The organism is Leuconostoc sp. S50, from assembly GCF_016624925.1.
GTDB classification, from domain to species: domain Bacteria; phylum Bacillota; class Bacilli; order Lactobacillales; family Lactobacillaceae; genus Leuconostoc; species Leuconostoc pseudomesenteroides.
The window spans coordinates 51,589-75,047 of record NZ_JACVUE010000001.1; the positions used below are offsets into that span (position 1 = coordinate 51,589).

At 39.5% G+C, this 23,459-nt stretch carries 20 protein-coding genes; 16 read left to right on the forward strand and 4 right to left on the reverse strand.

Annotated elements, in window-relative coordinates; all coding sequences use genetic code 11:
• Positions 1-32 precede the first annotated feature (32 nt).
• The 3 genes from IAE53_RS00185 to IAE53_RS00195 form a co-directional block, all read right to left on the reverse strand.
• Positions 33-872, reverse strand: coding sequence for a MetQ/NlpA family ABC transporter substrate-binding protein (locus tag IAE53_RS00185; protein WP_148423240.1), 840 nt, complete (start codon positions 870-872; stop codon positions 33-35).
• A gap of 45 nt (positions 873-917) precedes the next feature.
• The gene (locus tag IAE53_RS00190) at positions 918-1,763 is read right to left on the reverse strand and encodes a MetQ/NlpA family ABC transporter substrate-binding protein (protein ID WP_200136500.1); all 846 of its coding nucleotides are present in this window, start codon (positions 1,761-1,763) and stop codon (positions 918-920) included.
• A gap of 431 nt (positions 1,764-2,194) precedes the next feature.
• Positions 2,195-2,851, reverse strand: coding sequence for a YoaK family protein (locus IAE53_RS00195; RefSeq protein ID WP_148423238.1), 657 nt, complete (start codon positions 2,849-2,851; stop codon positions 2,195-2,197).
• A 146-nt stretch (positions 2,852-2,997) separates the two neighbouring features.
• Here IAE53_RS00195 and IAE53_RS00200 point away from each other — a divergent pair, with 146 nt between their 5' ends.
• The 4 genes from IAE53_RS00200 to IAE53_RS00215 all read left to right on the forward strand — a co-directional run bounded on the left by IAE53_RS00200 (position 2,998) and on the right by IAE53_RS00215 (position 9,788).
• Positions 2,998-4,845 (forward strand): DUF2207 domain-containing protein, encoded by a 1,848-nt coding sequence (locus tag IAE53_RS00200; RefSeq protein ID WP_200135764.1) that lies wholly within the window; start codon positions 2,998-3,000, stop codon positions 4,843-4,845.
• A 254-nt stretch (positions 4,846-5,099) separates the two neighbouring features.
• A complete protein-coding gene (locus IAE53_RS00205) occupies positions 5,100-7,763 on the forward strand; it encodes a cation-translocating P-type ATPase (protein ID WP_200135765.1) in 2,664 nt (887 codons plus the stop codon).
• Between the two features lie 9 nt (positions 7,764-7,772).
• Complete coding sequence (locus IAE53_RS00210; protein WP_148423235.1) at positions 7,773-8,216, forward strand: chemotaxis protein; 444 nt, start codon at positions 7,773-7,775, stop codon at positions 8,214-8,216.
• A gap of 234 nt (positions 8,217-8,450) precedes the next feature.
• The gene (locus tag IAE53_RS00215) at positions 8,451-9,788 is read left to right on the forward strand and encodes a PTS sugar transporter subunit IIC (RefSeq protein ID WP_148423234.1); all 1,338 of its coding nucleotides are present in this window, start codon (positions 8,451-8,453) and stop codon (positions 9,786-9,788) included.
• 10 nt (positions 9,789-9,798) lie between these two features.
• Here the strand turns inward: IAE53_RS00215 and IAE53_RS00220 are convergent, their stop codons facing one another.
• Positions 9,799-10,803, reverse strand: a complete 1,005-nt coding sequence (locus IAE53_RS00220) for a sugar transferase (protein WP_200135766.1) — start codon at positions 10,801-10,803, stop codon at positions 9,799-9,801.
• A 173-nt stretch (positions 10,804-10,976) separates the two neighbouring features.
• Between IAE53_RS00220 and IAE53_RS00225 the strand changes: the two genes are divergently transcribed.
• From IAE53_RS00225 to pheS, 12 genes are all read left to right on the forward strand, one after another.
• Positions 10,977-12,032, forward strand: coding sequence for a BMP family protein (locus tag IAE53_RS00225; protein WP_200135767.1), 1,056 nt, complete (start codon positions 10,977-10,979; stop codon positions 12,030-12,032).
• Between the two features lie 186 nt (positions 12,033-12,218).
• Positions 12,219-13,205, forward strand: a complete 987-nt coding sequence (locus IAE53_RS00230) for a GMP reductase (protein WP_139967275.1) — start codon at positions 12,219-12,221, stop codon at positions 13,203-13,205.
• A gap of 74 nt (positions 13,206-13,279) precedes the next feature.
• A complete protein-coding gene (locus IAE53_RS00235) occupies positions 13,280-14,722 on the forward strand; it encodes an ABC transporter substrate-binding protein/permease (protein ID WP_010278623.1) in 1,443 nt (480 codons plus the stop codon).
• Entirely contained in the window at positions 14,719-15,465 is a 747-nt protein-coding gene (locus tag IAE53_RS00240) for an amino acid ABC transporter ATP-binding protein (protein WP_004915796.1), read from the forward strand. Before IAE53_RS00235 ends, IAE53_RS00240 begins: the two co-directional genes overlap by 4 nt.
• 54 nt (positions 15,466-15,519) lie before the next feature.
• On the forward strand, positions 15,520-16,971 hold the full coding sequence (locus IAE53_RS00245; protein ID WP_148423231.1) for an ABC transporter substrate-binding protein/permease: 1,452 nt from the start codon (positions 15,520-15,522) through the stop codon (positions 16,969-16,971).
• Between the two features lie 47 nt (positions 16,972-17,018).
• Positions 17,019-18,020 (forward strand): competence protein CoiA, encoded by a 1,002-nt coding sequence (locus IAE53_RS00250; protein WP_200135768.1) that lies wholly within the window; start codon positions 17,019-17,021, stop codon positions 18,018-18,020.
• Positions 18,021-18,097: 77 nt separating this feature from the next.
• Positions 18,098-19,888, forward strand: coding sequence for an oligoendopeptidase F (gene pepF / locus IAE53_RS00255; protein WP_200135769.1), 1,791 nt, complete (start codon positions 18,098-18,100; stop codon positions 19,886-19,888).
• A gap of 58 nt (positions 19,889-19,946) precedes the next feature.
• Positions 19,947-20,339 (forward strand): cytidine deaminase, encoded by a 393-nt coding sequence (locus IAE53_RS00260; protein ID WP_010278613.1) that lies wholly within the window; start codon positions 19,947-19,949, stop codon positions 20,337-20,339.
• A gap of 11 nt (positions 20,340-20,350) precedes the next feature.
• Positions 20,351-20,791, forward strand: coding sequence for a nucleoside 2-deoxyribosyltransferase (locus IAE53_RS00265; RefSeq protein ID WP_148423228.1), 441 nt, complete (start codon positions 20,351-20,353; stop codon positions 20,789-20,791).
• Positions 20,791-21,720, forward strand: coding sequence for a phosphoglycerate dehydrogenase (locus IAE53_RS00270; protein ID WP_148423227.1), 930 nt, complete (start codon positions 20,791-20,793; stop codon positions 21,718-21,720). The genes IAE53_RS00265 and IAE53_RS00270 overlap by 1 nt, the downstream gene beginning before the upstream one ends.
• 63 nt (positions 21,721-21,783) lie before the next feature.
• Positions 21,784-22,152 (forward strand): helix-turn-helix domain-containing protein, encoded by a 369-nt coding sequence (locus IAE53_RS00275; RefSeq protein ID WP_010278609.1) that lies wholly within the window; start codon positions 21,784-21,786, stop codon positions 22,150-22,152.
• Between the two features lie 256 nt (positions 22,153-22,408).
• A complete protein-coding gene (gene pheS, locus IAE53_RS00280) occupies positions 22,409-23,458 on the forward strand; it encodes a phenylalanine--tRNA ligase subunit alpha (protein ID WP_010278606.1) in 1,050 nt (349 codons plus the stop codon).
• Position 23,459 lies beyond the last annotated feature (1 nt).

Genomic DNA, 23,459 nt, shown 5'->3' on the forward strand with positions numbered 1-23,459 from the left:
GCAACAACTATGTACGCGCAAAAGCGCATGTATTATTTCTTATAATCCCAAACAGTGATTTCAGCTGAGCCATAGAACTTCTTTACCAAACGCTTTGTTTCGGCGGTTTGCAAAGATTTCACGACTTTTTTATAGGTCGCGTTATTCTTGTCTTTCTTGTTAGCGGCAATAAAGTTAAAGTATTGTTCACTGTCTTTGTTAAGTCCTTCAACATAAATTGCTGAATTAATGTCTAACTTGGCAGAAATAGCATAGTTAGTGTTAATGACTGCGCCAGCGATTTTGGGATCATCTAACGATTTGGCTGTCTGTGACGCGTCAATTGGTGTGATTTGTAGTTTTTTAGGATTTGATGTAATATCCTTTGGCGTTGCCGTATTAGTATCTTTGATTTTAATTAAACCAGCTTCAGCTAATAAATGAATGCCACGGTTTTCGTTAGTGACATCGTTTGGCACAACGATTTGATCACCTGTTTTAAATTCAGATGTCTTCTTATATGATTTAGAATATAGGCGTAGGGGTGTCGTCCAAGTATCACCGATTGAAACAATATTAGTTTTGTATGTTTTGTTCCAGTTGGCTAAAAATGGATAGTTTTGGAAAGCATTCAGATCAATGTCACCATCGGCTAATGCTTTGTTAGGCTGTGAATAGTCAGTGAATTTTTTTGTTTTTAAAGTGATGCCATATTTGTCTTTTGCGGTCTTGATTGCGGCATCCCAGATTTGATCTTCTTCCTTTGATCCGGCCATAACGCCGATTGTTACGGTCTTTGATTGACTTTTGCTACCATGACCAAACGTATAAATAGCACCAGCAACAATGACAACAGCGATACCGCCGATAATCCAATTTGTTTTTTTACTCATAATATTTTCCTCATAGCAGTGATGGATTAGACTCAAATCACATCTTTATTTACTAAAATCAGCGTCCCAAGCGGCTAATTCAACGCCATCATATTGCTTGTTAATGGCTTTCTTAGTGGCTTCTGTTTGGTAGGCTTTAACAACTTTCTTGTACGTAGCGTTGTTCTTGTCCTTTTTGTTAGCAGCGATAATGTTGACCCATTGGTGAGAATTTTTGTTTAAGGGTTCAACAAAGATAGCTTTTTTATAATCTAAACCAGCAGAATCGGCATAAGTACCATTTACCACTGCCCCTTGTACATCTGAGAGTGAGCGAGCTGTTTGATCGGCGGCTAGCTCTTTAATTTTGAGATTTTTTGGATTCTTGGTAATATCTTTAACCGTTGCTAAGGTTAAACCAGATTTGAGATCAATTAAGCCTGCTGCTTTTAAAACATAGAGCGCGCGACTTTCATTACTGGGATCGTTAGGAACAGAAATGGTGTCACCTGACTTATACTGTGAGACTTTTGTATATGTCTTTGAGTACAACCGGATTGGTGAAATGACAGTATCACCAATTGACACGATTTTGTCTCCTGTTGATTTGTTTGACTGTGCTAAGAAGGCATAGTGTTGGAAGGCATTCAAATCAATGTCACCAGATGCAAGTGCTTTGTTAGGTTGTGAGTAATCAGTAAATTCTTTGAATTTTAGCGTGATACCATACTTATCCTTAGCGGTTTTTTTAACCGTATCCCAGATTTTGGCATCTTGTTTTGAACCTGACATAATACCGATGGTGACGGTTTTTGAATTTGTCTTGGCTTTTTGACCAAAGCTAGCATAGGCAATGCCAGCAATAGCGACAACAGCTACACCACCAACAAGCCATTTAGTTGTTTTACTCATGATACGTATTTCTCCCTGTTTTCTCTAAATGATAATACTTGATTTTTAGAATGGCGATGAACAAGATATTTTGTCAATCAAAAAAGCCGCTTCTGTACTTTAAAATACAGAAGCGGCTTATCATAAGCGCGATACCATTCTGAGTTTGGACTACTTGTTACCAAATAGTTGCTCACTAACCATCGGGCATCGGGAAATGATCCTAGCCGAATGGTGTGCCCGTTAACGGGGGCCAAATCGTTGCAAACTAAACGGTAAACCGATTCGTCTGCACCAATCACAGGTCATTTTCACAATCGCACGCACGCTAACTCACATCTCCCGTTAGCTTTCTTGGCTTTGATAAACTGTTACTTTCCTGTTCAATTCGTTTCATTCTAAAAATCGTTATAGATAATATTACATCCCATTCAAACTAATGTCAACAGTTTTTATTTTTTGAACAGTAAGCCAAAGACAATCAATACAATTAAACTGGCACCAAATAGGGCGTAAGTACCTAATGCTTGTGCCAATAATCCTGAAATGAAAGCGCCAAACAAAAAAGCTAAGACGAGCCAAAGAAAATGAAAAGTATTGCTCAAAAATTGTTTGTCCCGAGTGTAGAAAAAATTAGTGATGTTAGTACCAACACTACGCAAATTACCTGTTGACATGACACTTGTGAATGGCAGACCTTGCAATTTAGGAAAGGAATCTAGTTGGATGGCTAGAAAGAAAGACAAAAATGCGATGAAAAATGTGCTACTCAAATACTGGTGCACGGTAACAATGGCTGTAATACCGATAAATTCAAGCAGAATACTGTGCTGTTGAGAGGACAAACGTCCTTCAGGCCATTGTTTTTTCAGAATTGTATTGCAAGCGGCGCCAATTGTGAAAAACAGAATTGGCCAGATAAAAATCATGCTATCGTTCAAGCGTCCATGGGCTAAATTGAAGCCAGCTTGTATGAGGTTACCGGTTTGTAAACTAGCAAAACGTGATTCGTGGTACTGAAAAGTATAAGCATCAACAAATCCAGAATTCATTGCTAGCAGTAATCCAATAGGTAATCGTTCGTGAATGGGGTGTTGTGTTCTAATCATTATTGTCTCCCTAAATAGTCGTTGCGTATCTTTCCACTTTAGCACTTTGACATTATGTTGGGCAAGGCATGATTGGGCTTTCCAATTATTGTAATGGTGAATGCCTTTTTTGATATAATGGGAACAAAGAATTAGGGGAGAATGAGATGAAGTGGCGATTTTTAATACTGACGTTGTTGTTTGCTATGATTGGCATACAACAGGTTTCAGCAGATGATGACTATGAGATAACTAATTGGCAGCAAACAGTTGCAATTCAGCCTAATGGTGACGCTAATGTGACTAAGCAGGTGAGTTATTCGTTTGATGATGATATGCATGGCGTGGTTATGCGAGAAGGTTTGGCAGCAGGTAAAAAAGCGTCAGCACTGACCTGGGGTGGCTTAAAATCGATCAAAGTTGCGGTGAACGGTCAAACGCCGACAGTCATTCTGCCAAGACAAGGTGCGGCGCAAACCGGTTACGTTGAAACAAAGACGTCAAACGCAGTTAAAGAAAAAGTTTATTATCCAGTTCGTGAAAATGATAAATTAGTTGTGACTTATCAATATGTTTTAAAGGGATTAGTCACAAATTGGGACGACGTGGCAGAAATTAATTGGCGACCAATTTCTGACTGGGATGTTGATTTAGAAAAGGCGAAGTTGATTGTTAAATTGCCTAAAAAATCACCTAAGCAGTTAAAAGCTTGGGTACACAGCCGGGCGCAAGGGGATGTCAAGCTGGATAAATCACAAGGTAAAGTGACTGTTGCAAGTGATACTGTTCCAGCAGATGAATCATTAGAAATTCACATGTATTTTGACAGCAATCAGACGCCGCTTAATCAATTACGTCGCTCTGGCAAACGTGCGAAACTAATTAGCCAGCAAGAAGCAGCGATCGTGGTTAAACATAACAGATTTGTTTTTTGGATGATGATTATTGCTTTTTTGGTTTCACCAATTCTGTTTGTGATAGTAATATTTATCGTATTTTGGCAAAACAAAAAAGTGCGTTATCAACAGAATTTGGCAAATCAAAAAAGCGGTACTGCTGGTGAACCGGTCCATATCTTTGATTTACCAAATGATCTTGGACCGGCATTAATTTCTGAGCGATTAGCAGAAAAGTCCGATGACGCCAAAATTGTCGTGGCAACGTTGCTTGATTTAGTGGCCCGTCATAAAATAACAATGACTTATCAAGACATGAAGCGACCAGATGAGATTACCTATCAAGTAACTGATGAAAAAGATTTGCAACCATTTGAATTATCATTTGTGAGAATGGTTTTTGGCAAAAATCGTGATTTAGTCCGTCATGGTGATTTTAAAAAGAAACAATCACCAGTTTCAAAAAGTATTAGAAAACGAATTGGCGCTTTCAAGCAAGCATTAGCCAAAGCAGAGCAACAGACACGTATTATTGACAAAATTGCTACCCAAAAAGCGACTGATACCAAAACGATGGCGTTGGGTGGCTTAATTGTATTATCAGTGATTTCAGCAGTTGTGTTAGGAATCATTGCTGACCAAACACAAGTGTCGAGTATCTGGGCCATTATTGTGATTGAGAGCGTTGTAGCGCTTGTAACGTTATTATTGACTGCTACACAAAAAACGATTTTCTTCACTGTACCAGACGGTATGCAGGAACAATGGCAGTGGCAAGGATTTAAAAAGATGTTACATGATATTGCACACTTACAAGACAAGCAGGTGCTAGACGTCCAATTGTGGGATAAAATTTTAGCTTATGCAGTCATCTTTGGGGAAGCCAAGAATGTCGCTAATCAAATGAAAATCTGGGCGAAAGATACGGATTGGGATACTGATAATACATTATTATTTGTACCGTATTATTTGTATGGTAGCGACTGGAGTGATGGTTTTGTCACTAGTATCAATCAAGATGGTGCCTTCCAATCAAGTAGTAACGTGAGCGGTGGCGGTGGCAGTTTCTCTGGTGGTTCATCAGGTGGTGCTGGTGGCGGCGGTGGTGGTGCTTTTTAACATCGAGTGGGCATAAATTAAACAACATTTTTCCAAAAAATTTGTTATACTATATGTATAAGTTAATTTCTGAGGGAGTAACTGACGAAATGTTCGTGGCTGAATCGTCAAAGCAAAACAGCAATGTTTTATATCGCGCTATGCGCCGGTTCAGCATTAAACAGTGAGACTCATGTAAACGTTTATTTGCGTTTGCATGGGTCTTTTCATTTTGTTAGTCTTAGCTTAACCTCAAGCGTATAAGGAGAATTTCGATGGCAGATAAGCCGTTATATAACCAAGACAGTACGGATGTTTTGGTAGCATTAAAAACTGATGCAAAGGCTGGTTTGACAGGTCAAGAGGCCAAGGCACGTTTTGAAACAAACGGTCCTAACCAGTTGAACGAAGCAAAATCAACCAGTTTAGTTCAGAAATTCATCAACCAGTTTAAGGATTTGATGATTGCTATCTTGTTAGCTGCTGCAATCGTGGCGGCGTTTACAGGTGAACTGGTTGACGCCATCTTCATTTTGGCCATTGTCATTATCAACGCTGTTTTTGGTGTTTTCCAAGAAGCCAAGGCCGAAGATGCCATCAATGCGTTGAAAGAAATGTCGACACCTAACGCAAACGTCATTCGTGATGGCAAGGAAATGTCTGTGAAATCAACGGATTTGGTTGTGGGTGATGTTGTCCGTCTGGAGGCTGGTGACATTGTGCCAGCTGATTTACGTTTGATTGAATCTGCCTCTCTTCAAATTGAAGAAGCCTCATTGACGGGTGAATCAGTACCGGTTGATAAAATTGCAGATACACTAGCAGATAGTGATTTGCCGTTGGGTGATCGCACCAACCTTGGATTCATGAATACTAACGTGACCTACGGTCGTGGTGTTGGTGTCGTAACAGGTACGGGAATGCAAACCGAAATTGGGCATATTGCCGGCATGTTAGAGGCGGCTGATGAAACCAAAACACCATTGCAAACGAATTTGGTCAAGCTAGGTCAAGTTTTGACATACTTGATTTTAGGCGTTGCTGTGGTAACGTTTATTGTTGGTTTGTTGCGTGGTCGAGAGACGATCATTGATATGTTGTTAACATCCATTTCTTTGGCGGTTGCCGCTATTCCAGAAGGTTTGCCAGCGATTGTGACGATAACATTAGCATTAGGTACCACACGCATGGCCTCGCGTCATGCCCTCGTTCGTAAGTTGCCAGCCGTTGAAACGTTGGGCTCAACTGATATTATTGGTTCTGATAAAACAGGAACGTTAACTCAGAACAAAATGACAGTCGAAAAGCTGGTGGTTGATGCTGAGATTTCAGACGCTGACAATACCGGAGAATTGACTGATACGTATGCCAGATTAGCTGATATTTTGGCATTAAATAATGATACAAAGCGTACAGAAAACGGTTTAGTTGGTGATCCAACTGAAACGGCGTTAATTGCCTTTAATGAGAAGCATGATCGTGATATTGACAAGTTATTTAACGAGATGCCACGTGTTGCAGAATTACCCTTTGATTCAGAACGTAAGTTGATGTCAACGGTTCATCCGGCACCGAATGGTTATATTATTACAGTCAAAGGTGCGCCTGATGAATTATTAAAGCGTGCCACACGAATTGAAATGTCCGGTCAAATTGTTGACTTGAGTGATGATATTCGTGCTAAACTACTGGGAATTAATTCTGAGCTAGCAACGCAAGCGTTGCGTGTGTTAGGATTTGCTTACAAATTAGTTGATGAAATGCCCACTGAGATGACGACACAAGTTGTTGAAAATGATTTGGTATTTACTGGTTTTGTAGGCATGATTGACCCAGAGAGACCAGAAGTTGCACAGGCTGTTGCCGAAGCAAAAGCTGCTGGTATTCGACCAATGATGATCACGGGTGACCATCGTGATACAGCGGCAGCGATTGCGATTCGTTTAGGTATTTTGGATGAGAAAGACATTGATACTGCCGTCATTTCTGGTTCTGATATTGACGCGATGAGTGAAGCCGAATTTTCAGAAAATGTCACTCGTTACAATGTCTATGCTCGTGTTGCGCCAGAACACAAAGTAAAAATAGTCAATGCTTGGCAGAAAAAAGGCAAAGTTGTCGCGATGACTGGTGATGGTGTTAATGATGCGCCTGCTTTGAAAGCTGCTGATATCGGTATTGCAATGGGTATTACTGGAACAGAAGTTTCTAAAGGTGCTTCTGATATGGTTTTGGCTGATGATAACTTTGCAACGATTGTGCATGCTGTTGAGGAAGGTCGTAAGGTCTTTGCTAATATTCAAAAAGCATTACAGTATTTGTTGGCTTCTAACTTAGCGGAAGTGATTTCAATCTTTGTGATGACACTTTTGGGTTGGAATATCTTAGCGCCAATTATGATTCTGTGGATTAACTTGGTAACCGATACTTTGCCAGCGATTGCCTTAGGTATTGAGCCAGCAGAAAAGGGTGTGATGAAACGCAGTCCTCGTGGTCGTGGTGCTAGTTTCTTGTCTGGTGGCGTTGGTCCTGCTATTATTTGGCAAGGTATTTTGCAAGCTGTTATTGTGTTGAGTGTGTATGGTTTTGCTTTGGCAGCACCCGTTCATGCGGAGAGCCATCTGGCTCACCAAGATGCTTTGACTATGGCATTTATGACACTCGGATTGATGCAAATGTTTAACGCGATTAACGTTAAATCAGTTTATGGTTCAATGTTTGGACCACAGGCCTTTAGAAACAAGATGTTCAACTGGGCATTATTAGGATCACTTGTAGTCATGGCAGCTGTTGTTGTGATTCCACCTTTGAACCCCTTGTTCCATGTTTCGCATTTGGATACTTATCAATGGGCAATTGTGTTAGTTGCGGGAATTAGTATCATTGTGATTGTGGAACTGGTAAAATTGGTTCAACGAACAATTTTCAAAAAAGGATAAGAGAGAACATTGGCAAAATTTAATCCCAAACAAGCACAAGTTTACGTACAAACGTTGCAACAAGTTTTAACAGCAACACAAGAAGCAGCTGATCGTGTCGCCCCATTTTTTACTAAATTGGATGATGCGAAACAAGAGAACAAGGTAACTGACATTCCTGCAGCAGAATTCGCTGAAATTAAAGCCGAGTTTGAAGACGCAGTGACGAGTTATCAAGAGAATGCTGCTCGTTTGAACGCAGCACAAGCCCCAATTCGTATTTTGGGTGTGCATAAGTCATTAGCAAAGAATTATGAATTATACGCTCAGGCAACAGCGCTGATGAGCGACTCACTAAATGTAGCTGATCAAACAATTGATGACGTTAAATATGAACAATCTGAGGCTGATCAAGCCCAATATTTGAACAAAGTACAGACAAATGTATCAAAAATAATGACTTCACAAATGTAAATCGGTCTAGACCAAAAAGAGGATAAACACCACATCGAATGGTGCTTATCCTCTTTTTGGTCTAGTTATTTTTTCAAAGAATTTCATCACAAAAGTGATTTAAACCGTGACATGAAAGCGTTTACATGATAAGATAAAGACGAAGCACAACTTAAATGGATGCCACTCATGAAGTAAAAAATGACGCTTCACAGATTCTTTCATTGCATCCAACATGAAGTGGAGGAGACTTTCATGCAGAGAATAACAGATTGGTTACAGAAAAATTTGGTGCCGATTGGCGCGAAATTATCGTCTATTAAGGCATTGAATGCTATTCGTGATGGTATCGCCTTGGCAATGCCACTCATTTTGGTCGGATCTTTAGCGATGATTATTCGTAATTTTCCAACCCCTAATGATATGTGGGTGACATGGATTACTGCTAATGGTGTCTTAAATTGGTTGGTGAAAATCATTTACGGTACTTTTTACTTAGTCGGTATTGTTTCAGTCGTTGGTATCGCTGCCAATTATGCCAAGTTGCTATCACCAAAGGCTGATGGTATTTCAGCAGGTGTATTAGCACTGGGTGGTTATTTCGTTTCGACACCATATTTAAATGGTGCTAACGGCAACCAAGCGTGGGGTGCTAAAGTCGCAATTGCCGATCAAGGAATTGCATATTCGGCAACAAACGCTAACGGTATGTTTGCAGCAATTATTATTGGACTGGTGTCAGCAGCCATTTATGCTTGGTTCTTAAATCATAACATTACCATTAAAATGCCTGATTCAGTACCACCAGCCGTCGGACACTCATTTGCGGCACTAATTCCTGGATTTGTGATTATTTTGCTCTGGGCGTTGCTTTATGCGCTATTCCAAGCAACTGGCTTGGTATCTATTCATAATATCTTACAAATGATTTTGGGAGATCCGCTAAAAGCGTTTGGTGGTTCATTAATTGGTGCGATCGTAGTAGCAGTACTTGTCTCACTATTCTGGTTTATCGGTATTCACGGTGGTAACTTAGTTGGTGCTATTATGTCACCTATCTTCTTGCAATTGATGCAAGAAAACGTTGATGCAGCCAAAGCAGGTAAAGCTCTACCAGAAGTTATTACACAACCATTTATGGATAATTTTGTCTACATTGGTGGTGGTGGTGCGACGTTAGGTTTGATTATTGCACTCGCTATTTTTGCAAAATCAAAGCAAAACAAAGCAATGCGACCATTGACATTAGTGCCTGGTATCTTTAACATTAACGAGCCGACAATGTTTGGTTTGCCAGTTGTTTTGAATGTTTACTTAATCGTACCCTTCCTGATTGTGCCAGTGATGAATGTCTTGATTTCATATTTTGCGATGTCATCAGGATTAGTTGCACGTACAACAGGTACACCTGTACCATGGACAATGCCACCAGTGATTTCTGGTTTCTTGGCAACCTCAAGTATTTCTGGGGCGGTGTTACAAATCGTTTTGATTCTTTTGGATCTATTAATTTGGATTCCGTTCTTCAAAGTGTTTGATAAGGCGCTTTTGGATGAAGAAAAGCAAGCTGATAGCGACGCTGTTGTTGGATAAAATAAAAGCTTTAATCAAACTTTTGATTAAAGCTTTTATTTTGAATCGTCATCAATGTTTGTTTGGTAAAAAATCCTTGGGCAAGTTGAGAAGCGATGGGATAAATGTTCTTTTGCCATGTTTGGTATTGATCAAGAGATATGTCATCAATTTTCTTCAGATCAGTTAATTTATTGATGGTCAAGCCAATATCATATTGTTTGATAATAGCTGCAAGCGCACTTTGTTGCCAAGCAATCAATGGCAATCCTGCTCTGAGATAAAGACTTGCTTTGTGTGGTGCGTTGTATTTAGTGTAGCTTTGATATTTCTTATCTTCAAAATCATTATCCCATATCAAACCAAATCCGGATGTGAGCTGGTTTAAAATATCATCCGGGTCAAAATTACCCTGGTAACTAACCTGATTAGGGAAAACAAAATCACGCCATTTTTTAGGCACAGAACCAAATAAGTTGATTTCTGGCCCGTCGTAATCTTTTAGCCAAGGTGATTTTTGAAAAGTACCAGCAAAATTAATGAGGTGGCTATATGAAGCTAAATTGTGGACTTCCCCAAGATAATCAAATAAAGGTTGAATAATGAAGGTTGAGTTGACGCCCATATGTTTAAGGGCATTAGCCATGACCTCTGAATGAACGATAATAGTATTGTACTGCTTTAAAACAGACAATTCCCAAGCATCGGTTTTGACCAGGCGAAGTGGTTCAATATCGTGGATTAAAACAATACTGCGGGCGGAACGTTTATTGATCTCTTGTACCCATTGTTGTTCAAAGTGGCAACTCATGTAGCTAGGAAATTGATGAATCACAGTATCATCTGCTTTGACAGTGTTAAGCCAATTTTTAATATGGTTCTGTCGCGTTTCATCGTCAAAACGAACATCGTTATAACGGGCAATAGGTACAATGGTCCAACCTTGTGCTTGAGCAATTTGTGCATAATCCGCTTTTGCCTTCAAGGCACCTAACGGCATCCATGGTTCAATTGTGTGCGTGATAAAGTAAGTCATAGCGACATTATACCAAAATCCGAACCATTTTTTAAAAAAATAGATAAAAAACGAACTATATTATAAAAGGGATGATATTATTCGGTAATTATATACCTTTTTAACCAAATTTTAACCTAAAATCAGACGTAAAGTCGGATAATGTAGGTATTAACTTTTGGGAGAAGAAAAACATGCAACGTTCAGCAAAAATTGGTATTGGTGCGGCGGCAGTCGTCGTTATTGCGGGTGGTATCTACGCAGCAACTCAACAATCAACAAAGAAAAGCTCTGGCTATGCCGTGGCTTTGGTTACAGATGGTGGTGGTATAGATGATCGATCATTTAACCAGTCAGCTTGGGAAGGGTTGCAAGCTTATGGAAAAGCCAATGATTTGAAGCAAGGAAAAGGCGGCTACAATTATTTTCAGAGTACGGATACCTCAGATATCAAGACTAATTTACAAACAGCCGTTAAAGGCGGCTATAAGTTAGTTTATGGTGTCGGGTTTGCGGCGGCACCAGCTGTAACAAGTGTTGCCAAGGCTAATCCTAAGACAAATTTTGCAATTATTGACGCAGTGATTACTAAGAAAAATGTTGCTTCATTGACATTCAAAACTGAGCAATCATCATACTTGGCCGGCGTTGCGGCAGCCAAGCAATCAAAGAGTGGCACCGTTGGTTTCGTTGGTGGTATTCATGGTGATGTTATCGACACATTTGAGGCCGGCTTTAAAGCTGGTGTTAAGGCAACCAACGCTAATATCAAAGTATTAACACAGTATACTGATTCATTTACTGATGCTGCTAAAGGCAAGACAATTGCGGCGTCAATGACTGCCAATGGTGCTGATGTGATTTTCCAAGCAGCTGGTGGCGCTGGAAATGGTGTTTTTGCAGAAGCTAAGGCAGAAAACCAAAAAGAGAGTGCAAGTTCGGATAAAAAAATCTGGGTCATTGGTGTTGATCGTGATCAAAAGACCGATGGTAACTACAAGGATAAAGATGGTAAGTCATCTAACTTCACATTAGTGTCAGCAGTAAAGCGTGTTGATAGTGCGGTTGAAGACGTTGCAACGAAAGCTAAAAAAGACAAGTTCCCTGGGGGAAAAACAATTACCTATGGGTTGAAAGAAAAGGGTGTCAGCCTATCCAAGGATTCTGCTTCTAGCAGTGTTTGGTCAGCAGTTCAGTCAGCACAAAAGAAAATTATTGCTGGTGATATTAAAGTGCCAATTCACCCATAAATATGGCTTCAAAAAGCGATCGCAGCAATGCGATTTTTTTTTACAGGAATTTGTGGTGAAACAATCAAAAAACGAACAATTTGATTTATTCTACATTTTCTTTCGTCTTTTGTTCAAAGATTAGTCACGATTCCTGCTTGAAAGCCTGTATAATAGTCATTGGAGTTTAGGAAAAGGATAACTATAATGGATTTTAATACAGTTTTTGATTATGAAGATGTGCAGCTAATTCCCAATTTGGGGATACTTGAGTCACGTTCTCAGGCAGACACATCGGTTAAGTTGGGACGATATACCTTTAAATTACCAGTTGTGCCTGCCAATATGCAAACGGTTATTGATGAACCGTTAGCAAGACATTTAGCAGCCAATGGTTATTTTTATGTGATGCACCGTTTTGAACCAGCTAAACGATTAGATTTTGTTAAAAATATGCAATCTGATCAGTTAATTGCCTCTATTTCAGTGGGCATAAAACCGGAAGAGTACCAATTTATTGATGATCTTAAATCAGCTGGTTTAGTTCCTGAGTTTATCACAGTTGATGTTGCGCATGGGCACGCTACACCGGTTATCGACATGGTGAAGTATATCAAAAAAACTTTGCCAGATAGTTTTGTGATTGCTGGTAATTTGGCAACACCTGAAGCCGTTCGAGATCTGGAAAATGCCGGTGCTGACGCCACTAAAGTTGGCGTAGGACCTGGAAAAGCTTGTATTACCAAGTTGAAAACTGGCTTTGGAACTGGCGGTTGGCAGTTGGCGGCGCTACGTTTATGCGCTAAGGCAGCAAAAAAGCCAATTATCACCGATGGTGGTATTCGTCATAATGGTGACATAGCTAAATCCATTCGATTTGGTGCGACAATGTGCATGATTGGTTCACTATTTGCTGGTCATGATGAAACACCTGGTGAAGTAGTCGAAATGAATGGTGATAAATTTAAGATGTATTTTGGTTCTGCTTCACAATTTCAGAAGGGTGAATACAAGCATGTTGAAGGTAAAAAATTGCTAGTCCCTTATCGTGGTAGTGTTGATACCACGCTACGCGAAATGAAAGAAGATTTGCAATCATCAATTTCGTATGCTGGTGGTCGTGAATTAGCAGATCTTAAACGTGTTGACTATGTCATTGTTAAAAATTCAATTAGTAATGGTGACAGTTATTAATAATAAATGAAATATGTTAAGAAAACTGACATGATATTGTACGCTCGTCAGCTTTTTTGCTATACTGGAGTATTATGAAAAAGATATGGATGTTTTGTGTTGCTTTTTTAGCAACTGTCACAATGATGATGGGTATTACAAAGGTTGATGCCGCACAGCCGAACTACATTATCACAACCGATGCGACATACCCGCCGTTTGATTTTCAAGATAAAAATAATCAATATACAGGTATTGATCAAGAAATTTTGAAAACAATTGCCAAACGTGAGGGATTTACTTACACGCTTAAACCAATGAGTTTTAATGCTGCTACGCAATCAGTAACATCTGGACAAGCAGATGCAGTGATTGCGGGTATGTCAATTACCGACGAGCGTAAACAGGTTTTTGATTTTGGAACCCCTTACTATAAGTCTGGGATTGCTTGGGCAGTTAAAAAAGGCTCAACTATCAAGTCGTTAAAAGATTTGAAGGGTAAAACTGTTGCGATTAAAACTGGAACGGCTGGTGCTGATTATGCGCTATCAATCCAGAAAAAATATGGCTTTAAGGTCACTTATTTTAGTGATTCTGATACGCTTTATAATGATGTGATCAATGGCAACTCACAAGCTACTTTTGGAGATTTGCCGGTTTTGCAGTATACCATTAAAAATGGTACGAAGCTAAAAGTTATGAACCCAACGAACCCTTACGAGGCTGGTTGGTACGGTTTTGCGGTTAAAAAGGGTGATAATGCACAATTGTTGGCTGCCTTTAACAAAGGATTCGCCGCAATTAAGAAAGATGGCACTTATCAAAAAATTGTCAACAAATATTTAGGTGCCCCAGCTTCAGAGTTCACTGGCAGTAAATCAGATAATAGCTCAGTGTTTGGTATTTTAAAGTCTAATGAAAACGCCTTTATGAAAGGATTGTGGCAAACAATCCTGTTAACCTTGTTTGGTATTATTTTTGCTTCGCTTTGGGGTGTTTTACTTGGTATCATGGGCGTTAGCCAAAACAGTGTCATTAGGGGTGTCTCTACTACAATTATTTACATCTTCCGTGGTATGCCGCTAATGGTGTTGGCATTCTTTATTTATATTGGGCTGCCGGGCGTAATCGGCACTAAAATTCCTGCGTTTACGGCTGGTGTCATTACACTGATTTTAAATGAGGGTGCTTATACAGGTGCGTTTGTGCGAGGTGGTTTTGAAGCTGTTGACAAGGGGCAAATGGAGGCAGCACGAAGTCTTGGTTTTACTTATGGTAAGTCAATGTATAAAGTGATTATGCCCCAAGGACTCAAAATTATGGTGCCGAGTTTTATTAATCAATTCATCATCACATTGAAAGATACGTCGATTTTGTCGGCAATCGGTATTTTGGAATTAACACAAACAGGGACCTTAATTGTCTCTCGTAATTCACAGGGATTTCGTGTATGGGCGATTATTGCTGTGATATACTTGGTTGTAATTACATTGCTGACATGGTTTAGTAATTGGGTAGAAAAGAGGACGCGTTCATGAGCGAAGCACAAGTAAAAGTGCATGTTGATAAAGTTAATAAATCCTATGGAGAAAATCATGTTTTACGCGATATTTCATTAGATATTGCTGAAAACGAAGTGGTTGTTATGATTGGGCCATCAGGATCAGGGAAATCAACGTTTTTGCGCATGTTGAATCAGTTAGAAACGCCTGATAATGGGACTATCATTGTTGATGGCTATGATATTTCAGACAAAAATACGGATATCAACAAGGTTCGCGAAAACATTGGCATGGTATTTCAAAACTTCAACTTGTTTAATAATTACACTGTGCTAGAAAATATCATGTTAGCACCTGTTGAACTCAAAAAATTAGACAAAGTTGCAGCTGAAAAAAAGGCACGTGAGTTACTTGAAACTGTTGGTTTATCCGATAAAGCGGATATGCCAGTTAGTTCTTTATCCGGTGGTCAAAAGCAACGTATCGCGATTGCGCGCGCATTAGCAATGACGCCCGATATTATGTTGTTTGATGAACCAACTTCTGCCCTTGATCCTGAAATGGTTGGCGATGTACTTGATGTTATGAAAAATTTGGCAGAGTCAGGAATGACGATGATTATCGTGACCCATGAAATGGGATTTGCCAAGCAAGTAGCTGATCGTGTTGTTTTCTTTGAATCAGGTAAAATTCAAGAATCAGGAACACCAGATCAAGTATTTGATGCACCAAAGAATGAACGTCTACAAGAATTTTTGAGTAAAGTCACGCATGCTTAAGCGTGATGTATGAATGACAGGTGGCCATAGCGCCACCTTTTTTGGGGAGAAAAAATGTTTAAAAAAGGTTTACTTGTCGGTTTGTTGACAATACTGTCAATGATTGTGTTTGGCTTTACAGCTGGAAATCATTTGGTTCATGCGGATGAGCCTGATTATACAATTTCAACTGATGCAACTTATCCACCGTTTGATTTTCAGGATAAAAATAATCAGTATGTGGGTATCGATCAAGATATTTTGAAAGAAATTGCTAAACGAGAACATTTCACTTATACGTTAAAACCAATGAGCTTTACTTCGGCAGCACAACTTGTTGCGAATGGGCAGGCTGACGGCATCATTGCTGGCATGGCAATTACGGAAGAACGAAAGGCTGTTTATGATCATTCAACGCCGTACTACAAAACGGGTGTGGCTTGGATTGTTAAAAAAGGTAGCAAAATTAAGTCGTTAAAGGACTTAAAGGGCAAAACGGTTGCTTTAAAAACCGGTACGGCGGCTTCGGAATATGGTAAATCTTTGCAAACTAAGTATGGGTTTAATGTTAAATACTTCAACGATACAGACACAATGTACAATGATGTTGCGGTGGGCAATTCTGCTGCAACATTTGAGGACATGCCGGTTATTCAGTATGCTATCAAAAACGGGGTTAAGCTGAAAGTTATGAACGCCGACCATCCAGGGAACGCTGGTTGGTATGGATTTTTTGTTAAAAAGGGTGAGAATCAAGCGCTGTTATCGGCATTCAACCGTGGATTTGCAGCTATTAAGAAAGATGGCACGTATGACAAGATCGTTGCAAAATATTTAGGTGCCAATCAATCTACCTTTACGGGGGCAAAAAAGGATAATTTTTCTGTTTGGGGCATATTAAAGGCAAATAAAAGTGCCTTTTTGAAAGGTTTATGGCAAACGATTACGCTCACATTCCTTGGCATTATTTTAGCTTCAATTTGGGGTGTTGTGTTAGGTGTAATGGGCGTTAGTCAAAATAAATTTGTGCGTGGTGTGTCGACGACGATTATATATATTTTCCGTGGCTTACCACTCATGGTGTTGGCGTTCTTTATTTATATCGGTTTACCTGGTGTGATTGGCGCCAAAATTCCTGCTTTCACTGCCGGTGTGTTGACATTAGTTCTCAACGAAGGCGCTTATACGGGTGCTTTCGTCCGTGGTGGCTTTGAAGCGGTGGAAGCTGGTCAAATGGAGGCAGCACGATCGTTGGGACTACCTTATCGAACAGCGATGCGGCGAGTAATTATGCCACAAGGCTTAAAAATTATGGTGCCAAGTTTCATTAATCAATTCATTATTACATTGAAGGATACTTCAATTTTGTCAGCGATTGGCTTGTTAGAATTGACCCAAACCGGTTCCCTAATTGTTGCACGTAATTCACAAGGTTTCCGTGTATGGGCAATTGTGGCTATCATGTACCTGATCATCATTACATTACTGACTTGGTTCAGCAACTGGGCGCAAAAAAAATTGCAATAAAACAAAAACACTTCCAAATCGTATGATATGATTGGAGGTGCTTTTTTATGATTGTAGCCTATAACCAGCGTCAAAAATACATTTTGGCTAAAGATGGACAAAAAGATCAATCGTATTTTTGTCCGGGTTGTCGTGAGCCCGTGATGTTAAAAGTGGGTGATGTTAAGCAAAAACATTTTGCCCATTATTCAGGCACGCTTTGCCAAACACTAACTGAAAATGAAACGACAGCCCACTTGTCGGGTAAAATGCAGTTAGCACAGTATTTACAGCAATTCGGACATGTTGAAATTGAAGCTGTGATTGCAAGTATACAGCAACGCCCTGATATTCTGCTGACCCGTGGGAAGCAAAAATTAGCAATCGAATATCAATGCAGCCCAATATCTCAAAAAAAGTTAATGCAACGCAATGCAGGCTACCAATCTTGTCAAATCAAAGTTCTTTGGATTTTAGGTGAGACTTATTATAATCGTAATCTAAGTCAAAAAACCATTCTAAAGTTTATGACTGCACGACAGCTTGTTTTTTATTTGTCTAATGACAAAACGTTTGTCCACCGTCACCATTTTATCAAAGTTGATTTTTCACGTGTAAAATACACTGAGATGCTGCATCGTGACCTGTTTATAAAGTCACTGCAATTACCGACTTATCAACTTGATGTGAATAAGCAACGTTACAAAGTCCACAGTCTACTTATGCAACAGCGTGTTGATAAATTTTTAATTAATCACTTATATCAACATAATCGACGACTACCTGATGCGCCTGAGTGGATATTTCAAGGGTGCACGTTTGGTTTGAATATTGCGAATTGGCATTTCAGATTATTGGTCGTGTTATTGTTAGAAAAAATTGGTTTACAACATGTTATCAAAAAACAGAAATTAAGCCAAATATTACTTCAGTATTTCTTGGGCGATGATGATTTCAAAATAGTTCAATTACAGCAAATATTCTACAGCTTGGAAAAGCAAAATTTTATTTTACAGCAAGGTGGTTATATTTTAATTCGGCGATTACCCAAATGGTTGAACGCAAAGTAACATCATTTACTGTGAATATGATAAAATGATTAGTATTGAATGATAAGGAGAGTGCGGTGTTCCGCACGTTTATAATTATGGCACAACAAATATTACGTTCCGAAGTTCCTGAAAATTTAACATGGGATCTCACCACCATTTTTGAGTCAGATGATGCGTTTGAAGCGGCATTCAAGTCAGTTCAATCTGCAGCAAAACAATTAAGCCAGTATATTGGTCATGTTGGTGAATCTGCCACTGCATTGTTGGCTGCATTAGAAGCAGATCTTGCAGCTGAACGAGAATTTGAAAAAGTCTATGTGTATGCACACCAGATTTTTGATCAAGACACTACTAATCCTAAATATGCGGCTTATAATGCGCAGGTCCAGAGTTTATATGCGGAGTTGAGTGCAGCAACGTCATTCTTTCAACCAGAAGTCTTAGCTATTCCTGATGAGACATTGGTAAAATATCTTGCCACAGATGAGTTAACCAAGTATCAGCATTTTTTTGATGTTTTACTTGCTCAAAAGCCTCATACGTTGCCTGCCGATCAAGAAGCGCTCTTAGCAGGTGCGAGTGACATTTTTGGTGCGTCAGAGCAAACATTTGGTGCACTTGACAATTCTGATATTACATTTGGCAATGTTCATACTGAGGCCGGAGAAGTAGTGCCATTAACAAATGGTTTATATTCACTCTTGTTAGAATCTCAAAACCGTGATTTGCGTCAAGAAGCTTTTACAACGCTATACGATAGTTATATTGGATTACAAAATACGTTTGCCTCAACCTTATCTGCACATGTAAAGGGGCACAATTTTTTGGCTAAGACTCGCCACTATGATTCAGCCCGCCAAGCTGCTGTTTCAGGAAACAATATTCCTGAAAGTGTTTTTCAAACACTAACGACAACTGTGGATGAAAACTTACCATTATTACATCGATTTGTTGCGTTGCGTAAGAAAATACTGGGTGTTGATGATGTACATTCTTATGACTTGTATGTGCCGTTGGTTGATGAAATTGATTTTGACGTAACCTATGAAAAGGCGCAACAGATTGTCTTATCAGCATTGGCTCCGTTGGGGGCAGATTATGTCGCGATTGTTCAAAAGGCGTTTGATGAGCGATGGATTGATGTTGTCGAGAATAAAGGTAAGCGTACTGGTGCCTATTCAAGTGGTGCCTACGACACTAAACCATTCATTTTGTTGAATTGGCAAAATAATTTGAATAATGTTTATACCTTGGTTCATGAAATGGGACACTCCGTTCACTCTTATTTAACACGCCATAACCAAGAGTATCATTATGGCGATTACCCTATTTTTTTGGCAGAAATTGCCTCAACAACTAATGAAGGATTGTTGACGGACTATTTGCTGGAAACAAACAGTGATCCTAAGTTTCGTGCTTATGTTTTAAACCAATACTTAGACGGCTTTAAGGGAACGGTATTTCGTCAAACTCAGTTTGCGGAATTTGAACAGTGGATCCACGAACAAAGTGCTAATGGGACTGCTTTAACAGCTGAAGTTATGAGTGATTATTATGGTGAGTTGAATCAAAAGTTCTATGGACCAGATCTTTTTCCTGATGAAGCTATTGCTTATGAATGGTCTCGTATTCCTCATTTTTATTATAATTTCTACGTTTATCAGTATGCTACTGGTGAAGCTGCTGCAACCACGCTGGCAGATCGTATTTTGAATGGCAACGGTGCTCAAGATTATAAAAACTATTTAAAGTCGGGTAATTCAGATTATGCGTTGAATATTATTCAAAAAGCAGGTGTCGACATGAGTCAAGCTGAATACTTGAAGCAAGCTTTTGCAGTTTTTGAGACACGACTGTCTGAATTAGAAACACTGCTATCCAAGTGAAAATAAACGGTCCATCGGGCTGTTTTTTTGTTAAAATAACAGTTAGGAGAGAAAAATTATGACTGTACCAAGCACACTTGCTGATGTTGCCAATGCGGCGCTAAATGATACTTATACCCCATATTCTCATTTTCCAGTTGGCGCTGCTTTGTTGGGTGAAAATGGTGAAATTTTCAAAGGTGTTAATATTGAGAACGTGTCATTTGGCTTAACTAACTGCGCTGAAAGAACTGCCATATTTACAGCTATTGCAGCTGGTCATCGTCATTTTCATGGTCTTGTCATTTCTGGAAAGACAGACGAACCAATTGCACCATGCGGCGCTTGCAGGCAGGTAATGGTAGAGTTTTTTGAACCTGACATGCCAATTTGGTTAATTAATGATCAAGGGCAAGAAATTGAAACTAACATTGCACAATTAATGCCAGGCGCATTTAATAATTTACACTAAGGAGTTTACCCATGCCTCAGATTTATCTTGCAGCACCTTTTTTTTCAGACGAACAAATTGACCGTGCCAAACGTATTGAATCTGCGTTAGATGCTAATCCAACCGTTAAAGATTATTACTCGCCACGACAAAATCAAAAAACCGAAAATCCGGAGTTTAGTGCTCCGTGGGCGGCGGAAGTGTTTCAAAGAGACGTTACCAATGTCATGGCAGCAGATATTATTGTATCTGTGATTGATTATCGTGATAACGACGCTGATTCGGGTACGGCCTTTGAACAAGGAATGGCTTGGGTTGCTAAAAAACCAATAGTGGTCGTCAATGAGCTACAATTTCCTGTTAATTTGATGTTATCTGAATCTTTAACGGCTTATCTGACAGCAGCAGAAACTTTAAAAACATATAATTTTGAGCAAACACCGAAAATACCATTTACAGGAGAACTATTCTAATGAAAAAAGTTTTGGTTGCGAATTTAACAGCAAAAAAAGCGGTTAAATATTTGGAAGAAAAGGGCTTCGAGGTTATTATTAGCGATCAGGCGAGTGACGATGACTTTTTGTCGCACACAGACGTTGATGGTATTCTGATAATGATGCACCCTTTTGGTGAATCATTGATGGCTAAGATGCCTAATTTGAAAGTGATTGCACGACACGGTGTCGGTTATGATAACGTTGATTTGGCTGCTGCCGCCAAGCATGATATTGTCGTGACAAATACACCTGGTGCAAATGCTACCGCTGTGGCCGAGACGGCCATCATGCACATGTTGATGGCTGGTCGCCTATATTACCAGCGTCGTGAATTACTCACAGATACGACAAATGCTGATTACTTAGCAGCGCATAATGGTCAGGAAATATCAGGTAAAACAGTAGGAATCATCGGTTTTGGGCACATTGGTCAAAATATTGATCGATTGTTAACTGGTTTTGATGTGAACGTTTTAGCTTATGCAAGACATTCACATGAGGTAGTGAACGGTCGGATGGCCACACTAGATGAAATTTATGAACAATCTGACTTTATTGTGACAGCATTACCAGCAACACCAGAAACGACGCACATGATTAACGCAGATGTTTTTTCAAAGATGAAATCTTCAGCGGTGCTAGTTAATATTGGACGGGGTGCATTGATTGACGAAGTGGCATTGATTGATGCCCTTAAAAATGATGTGATTGCTGGCGCTGGTTTGGACGTTGTCGAAAATGAACCAATTAGTGCCGATAATCCATTACTACAATTACCCAATGCATTTGTGACGCCACATGTCGCTATGATTTCGCAAGAAGCAATGGATAATGTTGCCATTAAAGCAGCAGAAGATATTGTCAGAGTCTTATCAGGGGAGCAACCACGTTTCCCCGTTAATTAGCTTACTTTTTGTCAATAGTATAAGATTGTGTTAGAATGAACACAAGAGCCTGGAGGAATAATTATGGCAAAGTTGGCAGAACATACAGAAAATCTTTTATGTCAAAATTTTACAAAAACATTCGAAATTCTTGGTCGTAAATGGAACGGAATGATTATTGAAACGTTACTAGTCAGTGGTCCAAAGCGGTTTTTAGAAATTTCACGTGCTATTCCAGCTTGCTCAGACCGCGTTTTGGTCGAGCGTTTAAAAGAACTAGAAGCAGCGCATTTAGTGATTCGTCAAACTTATGAAGATTCTAATTTGATTGAATACAAATTGACTGAGGCTGGCGAAGCGATGCGACCAATGATGAAAGCAGTTCACGAATGGGCTGATAAATTCAATAATGTTGCAAAACTTGAAGTGCCTGACAGCATGACAGAAGTTTGATACAATAGACATAGTAAGATTGCGATGAATGACCTAGTAATGATTAAGCGCCAATAGCGAGCGGTGAATAGTGGAAGACCGTGGGTAGCTAATGATGAATTTCAGTCAGGAGTAATGGCTTAATCGCCAACGTTAGTCCACGTTACGGACACCAAAGCTGGCGATGTTCAGAAATTTGGGTGGTACCGCGTTTATTTGACGTCCCATGTTATCTTTTTTAAGATAACATGGGATTTTTTGTTAGAAAGGAAAAATGATGAGTTTAATTGATGATTTAAAACAGCTGAAACAATCTGCTGTTTCACGCATTAATTCACAAGATGCCGATATTGAACAATTGCGTGTTAAATTATTGGGTAAAAAAGGTGAGTTGACTGCTTTATTGAAGGGCATGAAGGATGTCGCTGCTGAAAACCGCAAGGCAGTCGGTGAAATTGGTAATGATGTTCGGCAAACGATTACTGAATTATTGGCCGAAAAAAAAGCTGCTGAGGCAGAAGCAGCTTTGTCCAAGCAGTTGGAAGCAGAAAAAATTGACGTCACAATGCCAGGCACCAAAGCACTAATTGGTCAACCGCACGTACTACAACAGATTATTGATGAAATTGAGCAACATTTTTTGGGTCTTGGCTTTCAAGTAATTGATGATACAGTTGATTCACCAGAAGTCGAGACGGATGAGTATAACTTTGAAAGAGAAAACTTGCCAAAAGATCATCCAGCCCGTGACATGCAGGATACATTTTATATTACGCCAGAAATTTTGCTTCGTACGCAGACCTCACCTGTTCAGTCACGTTCGTTAGAGAAACATGATTTTTCTAAGGGGCCTCTGAAAATGATTGCACCGGGCAAAGTTTACCGACGTGATACTGATGATGCCACACATTCGCACCAATTCCATCAAGTTGAAGGCATGGTTGTTGGTGAAAATATTACTATGGCAGACTTAAAGGGTACTTTATTATCCGTTATGCAGGAATTGTTCGGTGAAAAGCATCAAATTCGGATGCGTCCATCATACTTTCCATTTACGGAACCATCTGTTGAAGTCGATGTTTCCTGGGATGAGGTGACACCTGATACAAAACCAGAAGATATTAAATGGATTGAAGTTTTGGGAGCGGGTATGACGCATCCCAATGTATTGCGCATGGACGGTGTTGATCCTGAAAAATATTCAGGGTTTGCCTTTGGATTGGGACCTGATCGACTTGCAATGTTGAAGTATGGTGTAGATGATATTCGACAATTCTATCTGAATGATGTTCGGTTTTTGTCACAATTTAATCGAAAGGGGAATTAAT